The organism is Massilia yuzhufengensis (assembly GCF_900112225.1).
Lineage (GTDB): Bacteria > Pseudomonadota > Gammaproteobacteria > Burkholderiales > Burkholderiaceae_D > Telluria > Telluria yuzhufengensis.
Window position 1 is genome coordinate 237,169 of record NZ_FOLD01000005.1, and the last position, 18,580, is coordinate 255,748.

At 64.9% G+C, this 18,580-nt stretch carries 12 protein-coding genes and 1 pseudogene; 5 read left to right on the forward strand and 8 right to left on the reverse strand.

What is annotated here, in order from left to right; all coding sequences use genetic code 11:
• Positions 1–77: 77 nt before the first annotated feature.
• Positions 78–1,718: an OFA family MFS transporter gene (locus BM031_RS07040; protein ID WP_091872956.1), complete on the reverse strand. Its 1,641-nt coding sequence runs from the start codon at positions 1,716–1,718 to the stop codon at positions 78–80.
• Between the two features lie 122 nt (positions 1,719–1,840).
• Here BM031_RS07040 and BM031_RS07045 point away from each other — a divergent pair, with 122 nt between their 5' ends.
• A complete protein-coding gene (locus BM031_RS07045) occupies positions 1,841–2,917 on the forward strand; it encodes a substrate-binding domain-containing protein (protein WP_091872959.1) in 1,077 nt (358 codons plus the stop codon).
• 98 nt (positions 2,918–3,015) lie between these two features.
• On the opposite strand, the gene BM031_RS07050 is transcribed toward BM031_RS07045, so the two are convergent.
• The gene (locus tag BM031_RS07050) at positions 3,016–3,252 is read right to left on the reverse strand and encodes a hypothetical protein (protein WP_091872961.1); all 237 of its coding nucleotides are present in this window, start codon (positions 3,250–3,252) and stop codon (positions 3,016–3,018) included.
• A gap of 249 nt (positions 3,253–3,501) precedes the next feature.
• On the opposite strand from BM031_RS07050, the gene BM031_RS07055 reads away from it, so the two are divergent.
• Positions 3,502–5,754, forward strand: a complete 2,253-nt coding sequence (locus BM031_RS07055) for a family 1 glycosylhydrolase (RefSeq protein ID WP_091872963.1) — start codon at positions 3,502–3,504, stop codon at positions 5,752–5,754.
• 146 nt (positions 5,755–5,900) lie between these two features.
• Here the strand turns inward: BM031_RS07055 and msbA are convergent, their stop codons facing one another.
• Positions 5,901–7,637: a lipid A export permease/ATP-binding protein MsbA gene (msbA, locus tag BM031_RS07060; RefSeq protein WP_091872965.1), complete on the reverse strand. Its 1,737-nt coding sequence runs from the start codon at positions 7,635–7,637 to the stop codon at positions 5,901–5,903.
• The gene (locus tag BM031_RS07065; protein WP_091872968.1) at positions 7,627–8,916 is read right to left on the reverse strand and encodes an O-antigen ligase family protein; all 1,290 of its coding nucleotides are present in this window, start codon (positions 8,914–8,916) and stop codon (positions 7,627–7,629) included. The genes msbA and BM031_RS07065 overlap by 11 nt, the downstream gene beginning before the upstream one ends.
• A gap of 56 nt (positions 8,917–8,972) precedes the next feature.
• On the opposite strand from BM031_RS07065, the gene BM031_RS07070 reads away from it, so the two are divergent.
• Complete coding sequence (locus BM031_RS07070; RefSeq protein WP_091872970.1) at positions 8,973–9,824, forward strand: glycosyltransferase family 2 protein; 852 nt, start codon at positions 8,973–8,975, stop codon at positions 9,822–9,824.
• Positions 9,825–9,839: 15 nt separating this feature from the next.
• Here BM031_RS07070 and BM031_RS07075 read toward each other — a convergent pair whose 3' ends face one another.
• Positions 9,840–10,403, reverse strand: coding sequence for a DUF7010 family protein (locus tag BM031_RS07075; RefSeq protein ID WP_218147572.1), 564 nt, complete (start codon positions 10,401–10,403; stop codon positions 9,840–9,842).
• Between the two features lie 190 nt (positions 10,404–10,593).
• On the opposite strand from BM031_RS07075, the gene BM031_RS07080 reads away from it, so the two are divergent.
• Positions 10,594–12,768 carry a putative bifunctional diguanylate cyclase/phosphodiesterase gene (locus BM031_RS07080; RefSeq protein WP_229408682.1) on the forward strand — a complete coding sequence of 725 codons (2,175 nt, stop codon included), beginning with the start codon at positions 10,594–10,596 and terminating at the stop codon, positions 12,766–12,768.
• 61 nt (positions 12,769–12,829) lie between these two features.
• Here the strand turns inward: BM031_RS07080 and dnaE are convergent, their stop codons facing one another.
• The 3 genes from dnaE to BM031_RS07095 all read right to left on the reverse strand — a co-directional run bounded on the left by dnaE (position 12,830) and on the right by BM031_RS07095 (position 18,196).
• Positions 12,830–16,327, reverse strand: coding sequence for a DNA polymerase III subunit alpha (gene dnaE / locus BM031_RS07085; RefSeq protein ID WP_091872973.1), 3,498 nt, complete (start codon positions 16,325–16,327; stop codon positions 12,830–12,832).
• A 92-nt stretch (positions 16,328–16,419) separates the two neighbouring features.
• Positions 16,420–17,238, reverse strand: a complete 819-nt coding sequence (locus BM031_RS07090) for a PEP-CTERM sorting domain-containing protein (protein WP_091872976.1) — start codon at positions 17,236–17,238, stop codon at positions 16,420–16,422.
• 136 nt (positions 17,239–17,374) lie between these two features.
• A complete protein-coding gene (locus BM031_RS07095; RefSeq protein WP_091872978.1) occupies positions 17,375–18,196 on the reverse strand; it encodes a sterol desaturase family protein in 822 nt (273 codons plus the stop codon).
• A gap of 147 nt (positions 18,197–18,343) precedes the next feature.
• On the opposite strand from BM031_RS07095, the pseudogene BM031_RS07100 reads away from it, so the two are divergent.
• Positions 18,344–18,580 (forward strand): annotated as a pseudogene (locus BM031_RS07100) (IS110 family transposase); the annotation flags it as partial.

Consider the following 18,580-nt stretch of genomic DNA (forward strand, 5'->3'; position numbering starts at 1 on the left):
TCGCCCCAGGTATTCAGTGTGTCAGTTGGTAGTTCGACGCGTGGGCGGGAACACCGCCCACGCTCACCACATGTTTGCTACTTGAACAGCACCGACGCCTTCTGCAGCGTCACCCAGATGCCGAACATCAGCGGGATGCCCACCGCCATCCAGGCAAACGCCGTCACGGCCGGGCTGCTGGCCACGCCGGCGGCGCCGCCGCCGGTGCGCATGCCGCTCGAAGCGCTGACGTCGCGTTCGTGCGCCAGCTTCTTCTCGGCCGCCAGCTCGGCGTCGGTCATGAAGTACTTGTCGGCCACCGGCCGGATCATCGCATTGAGCACGATGCCCACCACGACCAGTCCGGCCAGCACGTACATCGTCACATCATACGCCTGCGCCTTCGGCACGCCATTGGCGATCTGGTACTCGCGGATGTAGTTGATCAGGATCGGGCCGAGCACGCCCGCCGCCGCCCACGCCGTCAGCAGGCGGCCGTGGATCGCGCCGACCATCTGGGTGCCGAACAGGTCGGCCAGGTAGGCCGGCACGGTGGCAAAACCGCCGCCATACATCGACAGGATGATGCAAATGAAGCCGACGAACAGGGCCAGCTGGCCGGCGTGCGCCATCGACGGGATCGCTGCGTACAGGAAGAAGCCGAGGATCAGGAACACGAAGTAGGTCGCCTTGCGGCCGATGTAGTCCGAGCACGAGGCCCAGGCGAAGCGGCCGCCGATGTTGAACAGCGACAGCAGGCCGGTGAAGCCGGCGGCGATCGCCGCGATCTGGCCCTTCTGCGCCGCATCGAGCTCGTTGAAGCCGAGGTCGACGCCGATCAGCTGCCCGCCGAAGACTTCCTGCAGCAGGGGCGAAGCCATGCCCAGGATGCCGATGCCGGCCGAGACGTTCAGGAACAGCACGCCCCAGATCAGCCAGAATTGCGGAATGCCCCAGACGCGGCTGGCGTGCACGTGGCGCGCCGTGATCATGGTGTTGGCGGTCTTGGCCGGCGCGGTCCAGCCTTCGGGCTTCCAGCCGGTGGCGGGTACGCGGTAGGTCATCGCGCCGGCCACCATGAACACGAAGTAGATCGCGGCCAGGGCCAGGAACGTTTCCCAGACGCCGACCGAGGCCGGGGTGGCAAAATACTTCATGAGGCGGTCGGCCAGCGGGGCGCCGATCATGGCGCCGCCACCGAAGCCCATGATGGCCATGCCGGTCGCCATCCCGCGGCGGTCGGGGAACCATTTGATCAGGGTGGACACGGGCGAGATGTAGCCCAGCCCCAGCCCGATGCCGCCGATGACGCCGGAACCGAGCCACATCAGCCAGATCTGGTGGGTGTAGACGCCGAAGGCGGAAATCACCAGGCCGCCGCACCAGCACACGGCCGACACCAGGCCGGCCTTGCGCGGGCCGGCGTGCTCGAGCCAGCCGCCAAACAGCCAGGCCGCCAGGCCCAGGAAGACGAAGAACAGCGTGTACATCCAGCCGAGCATCGAGATCTTCCAGTCGCAGGTGGTCGCCATCACCTGCGCCATGAAGCCCATGTCGGCCGGGCAGGCCAAGGATTCGGTGATGCCGAGCGCTTTCGACAGCGGCAGCCAGAACACCGAGAAGCCGTAGGCCATGCCGATGCACAGGTGGATCGCCAAGGCCGCCGGCGGTACCAGCCAGCGGTTGAAGCCGGGCCCCGCGATCGTGTGTTCCTTATCCAGAAAACCAAATAAAGCCATGTCCCCTCCAATTATTGCAGGTATCGGAATATGCTTTTTAAAGCATATTTTAATCGTCAAATTTATTGTTTCGAGGAGGGTAGCACGATGTTTTTTAGCAAGAAATAGGCTATTTTAAGCATATGCTCAACATTCACATCCGCCCGCACTGGGAAATCAGCGTCAAGGGAGAAGCGCCGCTCGATACCGGCGACCTGCTCGGGCTGCTGCTGTCGATCCAGGACACCGGCTCGATCGCGCAGGCGGCCAAATCGGTCAAGCTGTCCTACCGCTATGCCTGGGGCCTGCTGCGCGCGGCCGAGGAACTGTTCGGCGAGCAGCTGCTGCAGACCGGGCGCGGACGCGGCACCGCGCTCACGCCGCTGGCGCAAAAACTGGTCTGGGCCGACCGCCGCATCGCCGCGCGCCTGTCGCCCACCCTGCAAAGCCTGGCCTCGGAACTGGAAGTGGAACTGGGCCGCATCACGGCCAGCAAATCGCAGCCGCTGCGGCTGGACGCCAGTCACGGCTTCGCAGTGGCGGCGCTGATGGGCTGCATCGACCGCGACACCCTGCCCCTCGATTCGCGCTACCGCACCAGCACCGATGCGGTGATGGCGCTGGCGCGGCGCGAATGCGACCTGGCCGGCTTCCACGTGCCGATCGGGCGCTTCGAAGCGCCCACCGCGGCCTGGTACCTGCGCTGGCTCGACCCGGGCCAGCACTGCCTGGTGCGGGTGGCGGGACGCGAGCAGGGCCTGATGACGGCGCGCGGCAATCCGCTCGGCCTGCGCGGCCTGGCGGACCTGGCGCGCCCGGAGGTGCGCTTCGTCAACCGCCAGGCCGGCTCCGGCACCCGCATGCTGCTGGAGATGATGCTGGCGGCCGAGGGGCCGCCGTTCGAGGCGATCAATGGCTTCAATAGCGCCGAGTTCACGCATTCGGCGGTGGCTGCCTACATCGCCAGCGGCATGGCCGATGCGGGCGTGGGCATGCGCGCGGCCAGCGCCCAGTTCAAGCTCGACTTCATTCCGCTGGTGAGAGAGACCTATTATTTCGCGGTGCGCCGCGATGCGCTCGATGGCGCGGCGATGTGCCAGCTGCTCGCGCTGATGCGCCAGCCGTCCTACCACAAGACGGTGGCGGCGCTGCCCGGCTACGACGCGGCCGGAACCGGCGAGCTGGTGTCGATTGCCGAGGCGTTTTCGCTGGCGGCGTAGGGTGTTCGGGCTCCCCGACCGCGCGTTCGACTCCGGCATGCCGTGTGGTGAAGCTGGATCTGCTTGAACGCGCGGTCGGCAGAGCCGACCACCCTACGTCACCGGCGCCGCTTTTTCCAATCGTAGCCAGGCCCCGTCACATCCACGCCCGGATGGCCCACCAGGTCCGGATGCTCGGACGACATGGTGATGAAGCGCAGCGGCTCGCCGTCGCGCTGGCGCTTGCGCAGCGCTTCCATGCACTGCATCGCCGCCACCATGTCCGTGGTCTCGAACAGCTTCTCGTGGGGCGTGCAGGTGTCGCCTTCAATCATCGTCCAGTACACCATATACATTGCATTCTCCTGTTGGAAGCATTGTCGCCGAAGTGCCGCCCTGCGTGGCGCACCCGGCCGGAACGTTTTGATGCCGACAATAATTACTCGTTGACCGAAGTTAGCTCCGGAAACGCAGAAATTGCCCATAAAAAGTAGGACTGGTCCGAAAAGGCCTGTATATGTGCGCCAGTTCACACAACTCGTCGCACTTGCCAATTAGCCTAGGCGCTGTCTTCACAAAACGCGGGTCAAACGATGAACATACCGATGACGTCCTTGCCGGACCACTCCCTGGAGCTCGCCCTGTGGGGCGGACTGGAATGCACGGTCAACCGTGTACGCGACAACTACTTCAGCCAGATGGAACGCAATGGGCACGCGGAGCGCCTGCAAGATATCGAACGGTTCGCCTCCCTGGGCATCAAGGCCATCCGCTATCCGGTGTTATGGGAACGTACCGCGCCCGAGGGCATCGAATCGGCCGACTGGTCGTGGCCGGACGAGCGCCTGCCGGCGCTGCAGCAACTGGGCGTCACGCCCATCGTCGGCCTGATCCACCATGGCAGCGGCCCGCGCGACACCAGCCTGGTCGATCCCGCCTTTCCCGACAAGCTTGCCGAGTACGCCGGCGCGGTAGCCCGGCGCTACCCCTGGGTCGAGTACTACACCCCGGTCAACGAACCCCTGACGACGGCGCGCTTTTCCGGCCTGGCAGGTGTCTGGTACCCGCATGGCGGCGACGAAGCCACCTTCATCCGCGCCCTGCTCAACCAGTGCCGCGCCGTGGTGCTGTCGATGCGCGCGATCCGCGCGGTGAATCCGGCGGCCAAGCTGGTCCAGACCGACGACCTGTCCAAGACCTACGGCACCCCCGAAATGGAAGAGATCACGGCCTTCTTCAACGAGCGCCGCTGGCTGGCCTGGGACCTGCTGTGCGGGATGGTCGACCAGCAGCACGCGCTGTGGAACTACCTGCTCGACGCCAGCGCGAGCGAAGAAGAACTGCTGTGGTTCCGCGACAACCCCTGCCCGCCCGACATCATGGGCGTCAACTACTACGCCACCAGCGAGCGCTGGCTCGACCACCGTCCCGAGCGCTATCCGGAAAACCGCCGCCACGTCTACCGCGGCATCCCGCACGCCGACATCGAGACCCCGCGTGCGCTGGCCACGCCCACCCCGGGCATCGCGCCGCTCCTGATGGAAACCTGGGAACGCTACCGCCTGCCGATCGCCATCACCGAAGCCCACATCGACGCCAACCGCGAAGACCAGCTGCGCTGGCTGGTCGAGATCTGGAACGCCGCCCGCAAGGCCAGGCAGCAGGGCGCCGATATCCGCGCCGTGACGGTCTGGGCCCTGCTCGGCTCCTACGACTGGAACTGCCTCGTCACCGAATGCCGCGGCTACTACGAGCCGGGCCCCTTCGACGTGCGCGGCGGCGAGCCACGCCCCACCGCCGTGGCCACCCTGATGCGCGAACTGGCCACCGGCCGCACGCTGTCGAGCCCCGTGCTGCAGGGCGAAGGCTGGTGGCGCCGCCCGGGGCGCTTCTTCTGCAAGCCCGTGGCGACCCGTACCGCGGTGGCCGACATCGCGATCCGCAGCCAGTTCAAGTCGCACGTGGTGCAGCCGATCCTGATCACCGGCGCCACCGGCACCCTCGGCTCGGCCTACGCCCGCATCTGCGAGAAACGCAACCTGGCCTACCACGTGCTCACGCGCCAGGAGATGGACATCACCGAACCGCAGTCGGTGGAAGCGGCCATCGCGCGCTACAAGCCGTGGGCGATCATCAATGCCGGCGGCTATGTGCGGGTCGACGAAGCCGAAGGCGACGCCGAGCGCTGCATGCGCGAAAACACGCTGGGCCCGACCATCCTGGCCCTGGCCTGCATCCGCCACCAGCTGCGCTTCATGACCTTCTCGACCGACCTGGTATTCGATGGCGGCAAAGGCGCGCCGTATGTGGAGTCCGACGCCGTCAACCCGCTCGGCGTGTACGGCCGCAGCAAGATGGAAGCCGAGCAAAGCGTGCTGGACGCCGACCCGCAAGCCCTGGTGATCCGCACCAGCGCCTTCTTCGGGCCCTGGGACAGCCACAACTTCGTCACCCTGGCGCTGGGTGCGCTGGAATCCGGCCAGACCTTCCAGGCCGCTGGCGACATGGTGGTCTCGCCGACCTACGTGCCGGACCTGGTGAACGTGTCGCTCGACCTGCTGATCGACCGCGAACGCGGCGTGTGGCACCTGACCAATGCCGAGGCGCTCAGCTGGGCCGACCTGGCGCGACGCGCCTGCGATGCGGCGGGGGTGGATGCGTCAAGGCTGGAAGTGGTGTCGGCGGAGCACTGCGGGTATGCGGCGCGGCGGCCCGGGTTCAGTGCGCTGTCGAGCGAGCGGGCGCTGCTGCTGCCGTCGCTGGACGATGCGCTGCGGCGGTACCTGGAGGCGGTGCAGGACCGCAGGCGTGGGCAGGATGCGGAGCGGCCGGGGGAGGCGGCGCATTACGCGAGTTAATCTTAAAAGCAAGGTCAAATTGGCGGGAACAATGCCAGTGGCATTGTTCCCGCCTTCGCCGGGACGACGTGCTACCGCTAGTTGCTAGCTCAAAGACCGTCGTTCCGGCGAAGGCCGGAACCCAAGTTCGTACCGCAGCCACTCGCTTACGAACTCGCCCCGCTATCCGCCGCCACAAACTGCAAGCGATACAAATTCGCATACATCCCATTCGCATCGAGCAGCTCCGCGTGCGTGCCCTGCTCCACGATCCTTCCATGCTCCATCACCACGATCCGGTCCGCCCGTTCGATGGTCGACAGCCGGTGCGCGATGACGATGGTGGTGCGGCCTTGCATGAGCGACTCCAGCGCCGCCTGCACCGCGCGTTCGGATTCGTTGTCCAGCGCCGACGTGGCTTCGTCCAGGATCAGGATCGGTGCGTCCTTGTAGATCGCGCGCGCGATCGCCACGCGCTGGCGCTGGCCGCCCGACAGGCGCATGCCGTTCTCGCCGATGCGCGTCTCGACGCCCTCTTCCAGCTTGGCCACCACGTCCGTCAGGTGCGCGGCTTTCACCGCCGACGCGAGGCGCTCGTAGTCGATCTTCTCGACGCCGTAGGCGATGTTGGCAGCCAGCGTGTCGTCGAACAGCACCACGTTCTGGCTCACCATCGCCAACTGTGCGCGCAGGCTGGCCAGACGGATAGCCTGGTAGGGCACGCCGTCGAGCAGCAGGCGGCCCTCGTGTGGATCGTAGAAGCGCGTGGCCAGGCTGACGAAAGTGGACTTGCCGCCGCCCGAGATGCCCACCAGCGCGACCGTCTGGCCGGGCTGCACGTCGAGCGTCACGTTCGACAAGGCGTCGTTCATCGCGTTCGGGTAGCGGAAGCTGACGTTCTCGAAGCGCAGGTGGCCTTGCGTGCGTCCCAGTTCCGTCGTGCCGGTATCAAGCTCGGCCGGCGAATCGATCACCGAGAACACCGTTTCCGCCGCGGCGATCCCGCGCTGCATCGGGCCGTTGACTTCGGCCAGCGACTTGAGGGGCGTGAGCAGCATCAGCATCATGGTCACGAACTGGACGAATTCGCCTTGCGTCATATTGGCCTGGATCGCCAGCACGATCACCAGCGACAGCGCGATCGAGGTGGCAATCTGGGTAATCGGCGTGGTGGCCGCGAAGGCCACCGTCATGCGCTGCGAGAAGCCGCGCAGGGCTTCGCTGCGGGCGTGGAAGCGGGCGCGCTCGTAGCGCTCGCCCGCGAACACGCGGATCACCTGGTGGCCGCGGGTGGCTTCTTCCACCACTTGCGTCATCTCGGCGGTGACGCGCTGGTTCTCGCGGTTCAGGCGGCGCAGGCGGCCGGTGGTGGTGCGCACGATCACGGCGGTGAGCGGGATCACGACGATCGCCACCAGCGTGAGCTTCCAGTTCAGGTACAAGAGCGTGGCGAGCAGGCCGATGACGACCAGGGTGTCGCGCACGCAGGCCACGAACACCGACTGCAGCATGTCGACCACCTGGCGCACGTCGCCCACCACGGTGTTGATGATCTTGCCGGTGGATTCTTCATGGAAGCGCGCCACCGGCAGCTGCAGCACGCGGTTGAACACCATCGCGCGCAGGTCGTTGAGGACGCGGCTGGTGACCCAGTTGTTGAGGTAGGCGGTGGCGAAGGTGCCGATGCCGCGCAGGATGAAGATCGAGACCAGCACCCCGGGAATCCACCACAGGCTGAACGGCACCTTCTCTTCGAAGCCCTTGTCGATCAGCAGCTGCAGGGCCTTGCCCAGCAGCGGCTGGGTCGCGGCGGTGAGCGCCATCGCGAGCAGCGCCATCCAGGAGCGCGTCTGGTAGGGCTTGACCACCGCCAGCAGGCGTTTGACGACGACCTTATTTTCCACGTTGACTATCCATTTGTTTGTCCATGTCGTCTTTCGCGTTCAGGCAGAACCCCATGAGCAGGAACACCATGAGTGCGTAGAACATGCTGCCCTTCAAAGACCAGAAGATCACCTCGGTCAGGCCGAAGCTGAAGTAACTGAGCACCACCAGCATGCCGGCCAGCGCCGGCGCGAACTGCTGGGAGGAGCGCGCCCCGCCATTGCGCGCTCCGGCGCCGAGGCTGCGGGCGAAGAAAGCGAACGGCGTGGCCAGGATGCCGAACCAGGCCAGCAGGCCGAACACGCCGCCGGTGGCCATCGCCTGCAGGGCGTCGTTGTGCAGGTGTTCGAAGGGCAGCACGACGTCCTGGATCTTGCCCTGTTCGGCGAGCTTGCGCAGTTCGGCGCGCGCGGTCTTCGGGTCGAGCCCGAACAGCGGGCGCGCTTCGATCAGGTAGCCGGCGCCCTTCCACAGCTCCAGGCGGATGCCGACGTTGGTGAAGGCGCTGCCGCCATCGAGCCAGGTGCGCACGTCGTGCACGCCCTGCCCGACCCGCTCCTGCACGCCGGCGGCCGGGATGAAGAAGGTCGAGGCGAACAGCGCGAAGCTGCCGATCAGGAGCAGGCGCACGCGGCGGCTGCGCAGCAGCCGGGCATAGGTGAGGAACAGCACGGCCGCCAGCGCCAGCGCGATCCAGCCGCCCCGGGTGCCACTGACCACGGTCGCCGCCAGCCCGGCCACGGCGCCCAGCGCCGGGAAGATCGCCTTGCGGGTGCTGTGGCGGTAGTCGATGGCGGCGGCCAGCGCGACCAGCGCCAGGCACAGCGCGATGTCGCCGAAGGTGATGGCGTTGAGCCAGCCGCCGGGACGGTAGATATCGAGCACGATGCGCTGGTAGCCGATGAAGGGCAGCGCCGCCAGCGCGCCGGCGATCACGCCCCACCACAGGGTGGCGCGGGCGGGGCGCGCCAGCACCACCAGCATGGCCGCACTCAGGCCGAACAGCATGCGCGAGGGGTTGTCGAGGTATTCGAGTTGCGTTTCCGGCCGCGCCAGCAGGCACACCAGCGCCAGCAGGAAGTTGAAGCCGAACGCCGCCACCACCCAGCGGATGTCGCGCCAGTGCGGCGCCATCGCCGCCCACGCCTTGCGCGGCACGATGAGCGCGGCGAGCAGGAAAGCGAGGCTGCAAAAGCCGATACCGGAAGGGGTGATGAGGCTGAGGAAGGGGAACAGGAAAACCAGGAGGCCGATTCCGCGCTGCATCGGCACCCCGATTTTCGTCTGATTATTGTTCATTCATGATCTTGTACGATATTCTTGCGAACCCTGAGCGCGTGTTTTATTGGAGTCCCATGCAGCAAACCCCAAGCATTTCGGTCGTGATCACCACTTATAACCGCCCGGACGCACTCGAAGCGGTGGTGGAGGCCCTGTTCCGGCAGGACGACAAGAATTTTGAAATCATTATCGCTGATGACGGCTCCACTGCCAACACGCGGGACCTGCTCGACACCCTGCGCGCACGCGCGCCGATGCCGCTCAAGCACGTGTGGCAGCCCGACGACGGCTTCCGCGCCGCGATGGCGCGCAACCGCGGCACGCTGGCGGCAACCGGCAACTATATCATCTTCCTGGACGGCGACTGCGTGCCGCAGCGCGACTTCGTCGCCCGCCACCGCGCGCTGGCGCGGCCGGGCTTCCTGGTGTCCGGCAGCCGCATCCTGCTCAGTCCCGGCCTCACGCAGAAGGCGCTGCTTGAAAAAATCGACCTGCCCGTGATTGGCCTGGCGGACAAGCTGCGCTACCGCCTGCGCGGCGACATGAACAAGGTGCTGCAGATGCTGTTCCGGCTGCCCGACGCCGGCCGCGAGCGGCGCTCGTTCAGCTGGCGCCGCATCAAGAGCTGCAACCTGGCGGTGTGGCGCTCGGACCTGGAGAAGGTGAACGGGTTCGACGAGAGCTTCGTCGGGTGGGGGCATGAGGATTCGGACCTCGTGGTGCGCCTGTTCCACGCGGGCGTGCTGCGCAAGGATGGGGCGTTTGCGACCGAGGTGCTGCACTTGTGGCACCGCGAGGCCAAGCGCGACGAGGAATCGAGCAACCGGCGCGTGGTGCTGGAGCGGGCGGCGAACAAGACGGTGCAGGCGACGATCGGCTTGCGGGAACATGCCAATGATCCCGCATTCATGCCGCCTGTGGGGTGAGGACAGGGTGGCCCGTCAGGCGGCTGCGGCCTCCACCGGCGCCGCGCCGGCGACCGGCCGGGCGCGCATCTCGGCCAGGGTGAACGCATAGGCCAGCACGACGACCACGGCCGACGCCGTGACCAGGTGGCCGGGAAACGCGAACCACACCGCCAGCAGCCCCACGCTGCGCAGGCTCGCATGGCGGTAGCCAAGCGGATGGCCGATGATCCAGGAATACACCATCCAGTGCAGCCCCAGCCCGATACCAAGGCTGAGCGGGACGAACTGCGGCGCGTACACCAGCAAGGGTATGTGGACGGCCCACAGCAGGTTCACCATCACCACGCACACGCCCATCAGCCGGGCCAGGGGATTGGACCGGTCGAGCAGCTGCTCGCCGCGCAGCCGGGAGATGGACATCGCCAGCGGGAAGATCGCACCGGTGGCGAAGACCAGCGCCAGAACCGCCGTTTTGAACGGCAATACCAGCCCCATCACGCCGACGACGGCCCAGACGGCGAGACCGGCAATGGGCATCGATAGCGAACCCTTCGAACGCTGGTCGAAATCGCTCCGGAGTTGTGACAGGGTGTGCACGCGACGCTCCTTCTATGGTGTTTCGAACATTGAAAAATGTATCACGACTCCGATGTGCAATAAAGAAATATTTCCGGTTCGCCGCACGGTGCGCTCTTCACTGACGCAGCATGCTAGCATTCCTGACAATTCGAGCCGTGCATTCCCGCGCGTCGAATGCTGTCCCAGACAACCCTCAGGCTCGCTGCTCATGTCCTCATCCATCACAGAGAATGACGCGCCCAATCCCGGGGCCATGAGCGCGCATGGCGAGTCCGCCCTTGACCTGCTCAGCCAGCTGGCACACGGTGGCTGGGGCGCGGAGTTCTCGCGCTTCATCGAACATCTCCCGGCTGGCGTCGTGGTGCATTACGGCGATGGGCGGGTGGCCCATGCCAACGCGCTTGCTGCCGCCCTGCTCGGCCTGACGAAAGACGAACTGCTCTCCGCCAGCGCCCACGACGGCAGATGGGATTTCGTCAATTGCGAAGGCTTCCAGATGCCCGAGCAGCAGTATCCCGCGTTGCAAAGCCTGGCGCTGCGCACGGACCTGCGCGACCTGGTGGTGGGCGTGCGCGCCCCGTCTGGCACCTTGCTCAAATGGCTGATATGCAACACACTGTTGACCACCAACAACGAGGGTGCACCAGTGATGGTGTGCGTGAGCTTTACCGACTGTACCGAACTGAAGACGACGCAAAACGCGCTGCGCGAGTCGGAAGAACGCTTACGACTGATCCTGCTCGGCACCAACGACGCGCCCTGGGATTGGGACCTGACCAGCAACCAGATTTACTATTCCGAGCGCTGGTGGACCATGATCGGGCGCCTGCCGGGAGAGTTGCCGCCAGACCCAGAACTGTGGTCGCGCCTGCTGCACCCCGACGACCGCAGCGCCACCGACCGGGCCTACCGGAATGCATTAAAAGACGGCAGCACCTATGAGGTGGAGTTCCGGCTGCAACACAAGGATGGCCACTACGTCCCCGTGCTCTCGCGCGGCTTCGTATTGCGCGACGTGCACGGGAAAGCGGTGCGGGTATCGGGAACCAATTCCGACCTCACCGAGCGCAAGAAGAGCGAAGAGCGCATCCACCAGCTGGCCTATTTCGACCAGCTGACCAGCTTGCCAAACCGGCGCCAGCTGGTCGAACACTTCCAGTCGGTATTGTCCAGGAGCGCGCGCACCGGCCAGCTCGGCGCGATCCTGTTCCTGGACGTCGACAATTTCAAGGACCTCAACGATACCCTTGGACATGACGTCGGCGACGCGATGTTGTGCCAGTTCGGCGAGCGCCTGCGCCATGCGCTGCGGGAAACCGATCACCTGGCCCGTTTCGGCGGCGACGAGTTCGTCGTCCTGCTGCAGGACCTCGGCACCGTGCCCTTCGACGCTGCAGGCGAAATCGAGGGCATTGCCGCGAAACTGCTGGCGGCGGCCGGAAAAAAATTCTTCCTGCCTGGCGTGGAATACCTTGTCACCACCAGCATCGGGGTCGCCATATTCGGCCCTGACGCCAACCAGGCCGACGTCCTGCTCAAGCAGGCCGACCTGGCGATGTACAGCGCCAAGGCGGCCGGTCGCGGAATGCTGCGCTTCTTCGATCCGGCAATGCAGCGTGCCGTGGAAGAGCGCAGCGCGCTCGAGGCGCGGCTGCGCGACGCCATCGGCGGCAAGCAGTTCACCTTGTATTGCCAGCCCCAGTTCGACGCCGATCTGACTCTGACCGGTGGTGAAATGTTGTTGCGGTGGCAGCATCCGGAGCGGGGGCTGGTCGGTCCCGGCGACTTCATCCCGCTTGCCGAAACCAGCGGCCTGATCATGCCGATCGGCGCCTGGGTGCTGGAGGAGGCCTGCCGCAGGGTGGCCGCGTGGCGCGACGATCCGATACTGGGCCGCCTGTGCTACTCGGTCAACATCAGCGCCCAGCAGCTGCACCATCCGGATTTCGTCCAACAGACGCTGGCCGCACTGCAGGGGGCAGATTTGCCGCCAGGGCGGATCTGCCTGGAATTGACCGAGAGCCTGCTGGCGCAGAATGTCGAAGACGTGATCGGCAAGATGCACACCTTGCGCCACCACGGCGTGTGCTTCTCGATCGACGACTTCGGCACCGGTTACTCGTCGCTGAACTATCTGCGCCGCCTTCCCCTGTACGCGCTGAAGATCGACCAGAGCTTCGTCCAGGATGAGCAGAGCGAGGCGATCGTGGAGGTGATCATCGCGCTAGGCAAGAAGCTGGACTTGCACGTGATTGCCGAGGGTGTCGAAACCCAGGCGCAGCTCGATGGCCTGGCCGGCAAGGGATGCCAGGCCTACCAGGGCTACCTGTTAGGCAAGCCGATGCCGCTCGCCGCGTTCCACGACAAGTACCGCGGCCGCTGAAACGGCTTCGATGGCGCCGCCGGCGCGATAAGCCGGATCAGCTCGTGCAGCGGCGCATGGATCAGTACTCCACCGCCACATCCTTCGCCCCGATCACCAGCTCCAGCTGCTGCTTGAGCGTATCCGACGGCGCCACGCGCCATTCATCTCCCAGCTGCAGCACCGCCTCCACGCCCTGCGGCTTGATACGCAGGCTGACCGGCATGCCGTCCTGCTGGCGGTAGGGCTGCAGCACCTCGGCCAGCTTGGCCGGGTTCAGGTCCAGGCCCACGTCCATCTCGAGCTTGAAGCCATACTGGATGCGCGCCGCGGCGATGTCGAAGACTTTTTCGGCGGTGATGCGCAGGCCGCCGTTGAAGCGGTCTTCGGATACCTTGCCGACCACCAGCAGGAACTCGTCTTCCTTGAAGGCGTTCTTGTTCTGCTCCAGCAGTTCGCTGTAGACCGTCACTTCGACCACGCCGGTCTTGTCGTCCAGCGACACGATCAGGATCTTGCCGCGCTGGGTCATCTGGGTGCGCACGCCGGTGATCACGCCGCACAGCATGCGCGGGTCGCGCGATGGTTCCAGGTCCTTGAGCTTGGTCTTGGCGAAGCGCCGCACTTCAAGCGCGTACGAGTCGAACATATGGCCCGACAGGTAGTAGCCGAGCGCGATCTTTTCCTCGGCCAGCTTCTGGCGGTCGGTCCAGGGCGTGGCCTTGACGTATTCGGGTGGCGCGACCAGGTCGGAATCAATGCCACCGAACAGGCTGACCTGGTTGGCGGCGGCCGCGGCCTGCCCTGCCGCTTCCATCGCAAAACCCACCGTGGCCAGCAGCACCGCGCGGTCGACGCCGAACGCGTCCATGGCGCCGGCGCGGATCAGGGATTCGATGGTACGGCGGTTGATCTGCTTGCGGTCCACGCGCAGGCAGAAGTCGAACAGGTCCTTGAATTTGCCACCTTCGGTACGGGCGGCGATGATGGCCTCGATCGCGCCCTGCCCCGCGCCCTTCACGCCACCGAGGCCGTAGCGGATATTCGACACCTGCTTGCCGGTGACGGATTTCGGCGGGCCTTCCGGCGTGAAGCGGAACTGCGATTCGTTGACGTCCGGCGGCAGCAGGGTGAGCTTGCAGACATCGATCGCGTCCTCGACCAGGATCTTGATCTTGTCGGTGTCTTCCATCGCCAGCGACATGTTGGCTGCCATGAACGCGGCGGTGTGGTGCACCTTCAGGTAGGCCGTGTGGTAGGACAGCAGCGCGTAGGCGGCCGCGTGCGATTTATTAAAGCCGTAGCCCGCGAACTTCTCCATCAGGTCGAAGATTTCATCGGCCTTGGCGGTGGACAGGCCATCCTTGGCGGCACCGGCGCGGAAGATCTCGCGGTGCTCGGCCATCTCTTCGGCCTTCTTCTTGCCCATCGCGCGGCGCAGCATGTCGGCGCCGCCCAGCGAGTAGCCGCCGACGATCTGCGCCATCTGCATCACCTGCTCCTGGTAGACCATGATGCCGTAGGTCTCGGACAGGATGGACTCGGTGCGCGGATCGGGGTAATCGAACTTCTCGCCGTGCTTGCGCTTGCAGAAGTCGGGAATCAGGTCCATCGGGCCCGGGCGGTACAGGGCGACGAGCGCGATGATGTCCTCGAAGCGGTCGGGACGCGCATCTTTCAGCATGCCCTGCATGCCGCGCGACTCCAGCTGGAAGATCGCGACGGTCTTGGCGTCCGACAGCAGCTTGTACGAGGGCCGGTCGGTCAGCGTCAGCGATTCCAGGTTGAACCCGGCGTCGACCGGGTCGAGCGCGCGGATATAGTTCACCGCGCGGTCCAGGATGGTCAGCGTGGTCAGGCCCAAAAAGTCGAACTTGACCAGGCCCACGGCCTCCACGTCGTCCTTGTCATACTGCGAGACTACCCCGGTGTCGCCGCTCTGCGAGTACAGCGGGCAGAAGTCGGTGAGTTTACCGGGCGCGATCAGCACGCCGCCGGCGTGCATGCCAATGTTGCGGGTGATGCCTTCGACCTGCTGCGCCAGCTCCAGCAGCTGCTTGACCTCTTCCTCGTTCTCCAGGCGTTCCTTGAGCAGCGGTTCTTCTTCGATCGCTTCCGCAATCGACACTTGCTTGCCCGGCTTGAACGGAATGAGCTTGGAGATGCCGTCGCAGAAGTTGTAGCCGAAATCGAGCACGCGGCCGACGTCGCGGATCGCGCCCTTTGCGGCCATGGTGCCGAAGGTGGCGATCTGCGATACTGCATCACGTCCATACAGATCTTTTACGTGCTGGATCACCAGCTCGCGCTTTTCCTGGCAGAAGTCGATGTCGAAGTCGGGCATCGAGACGCGTTCGGGGTTCAGGAAGCGCTCGAACAGCAAGTTGTACTTCAGCGGATCGAGGTCGGTGATCTTCAGTGCATACGCAACGAGGGAACCCGCACCCGAGCCGCGGCCCGGGCCGATCGGCACGCCGTTGTTCTTGCCCCACTGGATGAACTCCGCCACGATCAGGAAGTAACCGGGGAACTTCATGTTGATGATGGTGTTGTTCTCGAACTCCAGGCGCGCTTCGTAGCGCGCGCGCTCGGCTTCCCGTTTTACGGGGTCCGGGTAGAGCTGGACCAGGCGTTCTTCCAGGCCCTTTTTGGTTTCGGCGATGAGGAAGTCGCCGATGCTCATGCCGTCGGGCGTCGGGAAATCCGGCAACTGCGGTTTGCCCAGCGTGAGGGTGACGTTGCAGCGCTTGGCGATTTCGACCGAGTTGGCGAGCGCGCCCGGCAGGTCGGCGAACAGCGCCGCCATCTGGTCCTGCGTCTTGAAGCACATCTCTTCGTTGAAGCGGCGCACGCGCTTGGCGTTGGCCAGCATCTCGCCTTCGGCGATACAGACGCGCGCTTCGTGGGCGATGAATTCGTCCTTGTTCAGGAACTGCACCGGGTGGGTCGCCACCACCGGCAGGCCGAGGCGATTGGCCAGCGCCACCGAGTGGCGCACCACCTGCTCCTGGTTGGCCTGGCCGGCGCGCTGGATCTCGATGTAGAAGTGGCCCGGGAAGACCCGCGCCCAGCGCTCGGCGGCGCGTTCGGCGCGCACGATATCGCCCTGCTCGATGGCCTGGCCGATGTCGCCGAAACCGGCGCCCGAGAGCACGATCAGGCCATTGTCCTGGGGGGCGTCCGGTTCCAGGGTCGATGTGCTGGTGGCCAAGGCTTCGAGCCATTCGGCGCGGAACTCGGCGCGGCCCTTCCACTGGTTGGTGAGCCAGGCCCGGGACAGCAGGTCGCACAGCTGCAGGTAGCCGGTGTGGTTCTTGGCCAGGATCAGCAGGCGCGAGGGCTTGTCGCGGTTGTCGTCGTTGGTGATCCAGGCGTCGACCCCGACAATCGGCTTGATCCCCTTCCCGCGCGCCGCCTTGTAGAAGCGCACCAGGCAGAACATATTGGCCAGGTCGGTCACGGCCAGCGCCGGCTGCTTGTCCTTCGCGGCGGCCCCGACGATGTCGTCAATACGGACGAGGCCGTCGACGATCGAGTATTCGGAGTGGACGCGGAGGTGGGTAAAAGTCGGGGAAGTCATATCGGCATTTTACCGCGCCCGGCCCGGCCCTGGCTTTTCAAGCCGTTGCAATTAAGCATCGCCGGGGACGCCTGCGGCGCCCCCCTTTGCCATCACGCCTCGCGGCGGCGGCGCAAGGCCCCCATACCTGCCAGCGCCAGGCCGAACAGCGCGACGCTGCCCGGCTCCGGTACCTCGGCGAAGTTCAGGTCGTCCACGCGCAGGGTGGTGCCCTTGGCGATATTGGCAGTACGGAAGCCGATGGTATCGATGGACTGCAGGGCCGTCACGCCCCTGGCGCTGGCGTCCCAGCCGGTGAGCGACTGCATCTCGGCCGCGGTGGGGTTGAGCCAGGCGTCGAAGCGGTTATAGGTGCCGGCGCCCGCATCCTTGTAGAGGTGGCCAAACAGGTGGTAGGTCACGCCCGCCACGACCTCGCTGCCCGGCAGGTAGACACCACCGGTGCCGGCGATGCGCACGAACAGGTCCTTGGTGCATGGCACGACCACCTTGTTGACGATTTCCTTGCCGGTATCGCAGTTGGCCTTCAGGCCGATGTTCGGGCCGGTATGGTCGCCGAACCACAGGCCCATGAAGGTATTGTTGACCAGGGCGCCGCTGAACTGGAAGGTGAAGTCGACCAGCAGGCCGCCATCCTGCGACTCGGCGAAGTTACGGTAGGCCGATTTATCCGCATTGCCGACGAATTCAAGCGCGCCGCTGGCGGCGCCGGCCGCCGTGTTGATGCGCACCGTGTCGGGCGTCTTGCTCTGCCACCCGCCGGTCCAGCCCTCGCCGCTCGTGACTGCCTTGACACTGGTGGATTTCGGGCCGGCCACGAAGTTATCGTTGGCCACCAGGATGCTGGCGGAGGCAGTGGCGGCGCTGCACAGGAGAGCGGCGGCGAGGAGGGAGCGGTTCAGGTTTTTCATTGTGCTGTTGTCGTATGGATGGGATATCCAAACAAGAGCAAGAATGATGCCAGAAATTAAATAGTGTTTCTTATCAGCTAGTTAAATGATGTAGTTTGCAACAATCAATTCCGAGTGTAAATATTCCCGACAGCGATCAAGCCTTTCCGCGCAGCTTCTGGAAAGGCCGGAACAGGTATTCCCGCACCGTTTGCGCCTCGTCGTGCTCGTCCAGGCCGGTGTCCGGCCACTCGTTGCGCTTCGGGAAGTAGGCGGTGCGGAACACCATGTCCCATACCGAAGAGAAGGAACCGAAATTGCGGTTCCAGTGCGGCAGCTCGACCGAGTGGTGAATACGGTGGAAGCGGTTGTCGGCCACGATGTAGCGCAGCGGCCCCAGCGACAAGCGGGTGTGCGAATGGATGTACTGGCCCTGGGCGCCGATGAGCAGCCACGCGATGACGGGCACGAAGCCCGGATCGACGCGGATGAGCAGGCTCATCGGGATCATGATGAAGGGGATGCGGAAGATCTCTTCGGTCCAGTGGTGGTTGCTGTTCCAGGCGCTCATCTCGCGGATCGCGTGATGCTCGGCGTGGAAGGCCCACAGGAAAGCCCAGGTGTGCTGGGCGCGGTGGAACCAGTAATAGAAGAAGTCGCTCGCCATGACGGCCAGGATCGGGGCGGCGATCCAGCCGAGGATGGTCACCAGCTTGTTCTCGGAGGCGAAATACTCGGCAAGGGTGATTGTCACCAGTGGCGTAACGCCCAGCTTGTTCCACAACGCATTAAAGGCGGTGAGGAAGGCGACCGTGATAGCGATGTAGACCACCCACAGCAGGGCGCCGCGCAGGCGCGACTTGAGCGAATACTTGTTCCAGCCGAAGATGAGTTCGAGCACGAACAGGATCATGGAGGCGTACAGGATGCGCCATCCATAGTCGACCATGCCCTTGCCTGCCAGCGCCAGGTACTCCATCGTGTGCGTTCACTTTGTTCTTGATAGTGGCGCACATGATAGCCGAAACGTAGACAGAATGTATTGACCTACCAACCTCAACAAGCGCGGGTTACGCTGAGGGTTGGTGAACCTTTCGGCGCAGAGCCGCAATTGAGGAGGTAGGTCATGAACGAGTTTAGCAAATATGTTGGCTTGGATGTCCATAAGGCGACGATCGCGGTGTCAATTGCGGATAGCGCTGGTGGTGAGCCTCGTTTCTATGGAGAGATCACGAACACGCCGGTCGCGATAGCGAAGCTGATGGCGCAGTTGGCCAAAGGCGGTGCAAAGCTGTCCGTGTGCTACGAGGCAGGTTGCTGCGGGTACGTGATCTATCGCCAGCTGACCAAGTTGGGTCACTTT

Bases quoted from the DNA above. Each gene is read 5' to 3' on its own strand.
- BM031_RS07065 (WP_091872968.1), bottom strand. From the start codon at position 8,916: ATGAACAATAATCAGACGAAAATCGGGGTGCCGATGCAGCGCGGAATC.
- BM031_RS07045 (WP_091872959.1), top strand. From the start codon at position 1,841: ATGCTCAACATTCACATCCGCCCGCACTGGGAAATCAGCGTCAAGGGA.
- BM031_RS07055 (WP_091872963.1), top strand. From the start codon at position 3,502: ATGACGTCCTTGCCGGACCACTCCCTGGAGCTCGCCCTGTGGGGCGGA.
- BM031_RS07040 (WP_091872956.1), bottom strand. From the start codon at position 1,718: ATGGCTTTATTTGGTTTTCTGGATAAGGAACACACGATCGCGGGGCCC.
- BM031_RS07090 (WP_091872976.1), bottom strand. From the start codon at position 17,238: ATGAAAAACCTGAACCGCTCCCTCCTCGCCGCCGCTCTCCTGTGCAGC.
- BM031_RS07070 (WP_091872970.1), top strand. From the start codon at position 8,973: ATGCAGCAAACCCCAAGCATTTCGGTCGTGATCACCACTTATAACCGC.
- BM031_RS07050 (WP_091872961.1), bottom strand. From the start codon at position 3,252: ATGTATATGGTGTACTGGACGATGATTGAAGGCGACACCTGCACGCCC.
- BM031_RS07095 (WP_091872978.1), bottom strand. From the start codon at position 18,196: ATGGAGTACCTGGCGCTGGCAGGCAAGGGCATGGTCGACTATGGATGG.
- BM031_RS07080 (WP_229408682.1), top strand. From the start codon at position 10,594: ATGTCCTCATCCATCACAGAGAATGACGCGCCCAATCCCGGGGCCATG.
- dnaE (WP_091872973.1), bottom strand. From the start codon at position 16,327: ATGACTTCCCCGACTTTTACCCACCTCCGCGTCCACTCCGAATACTCG.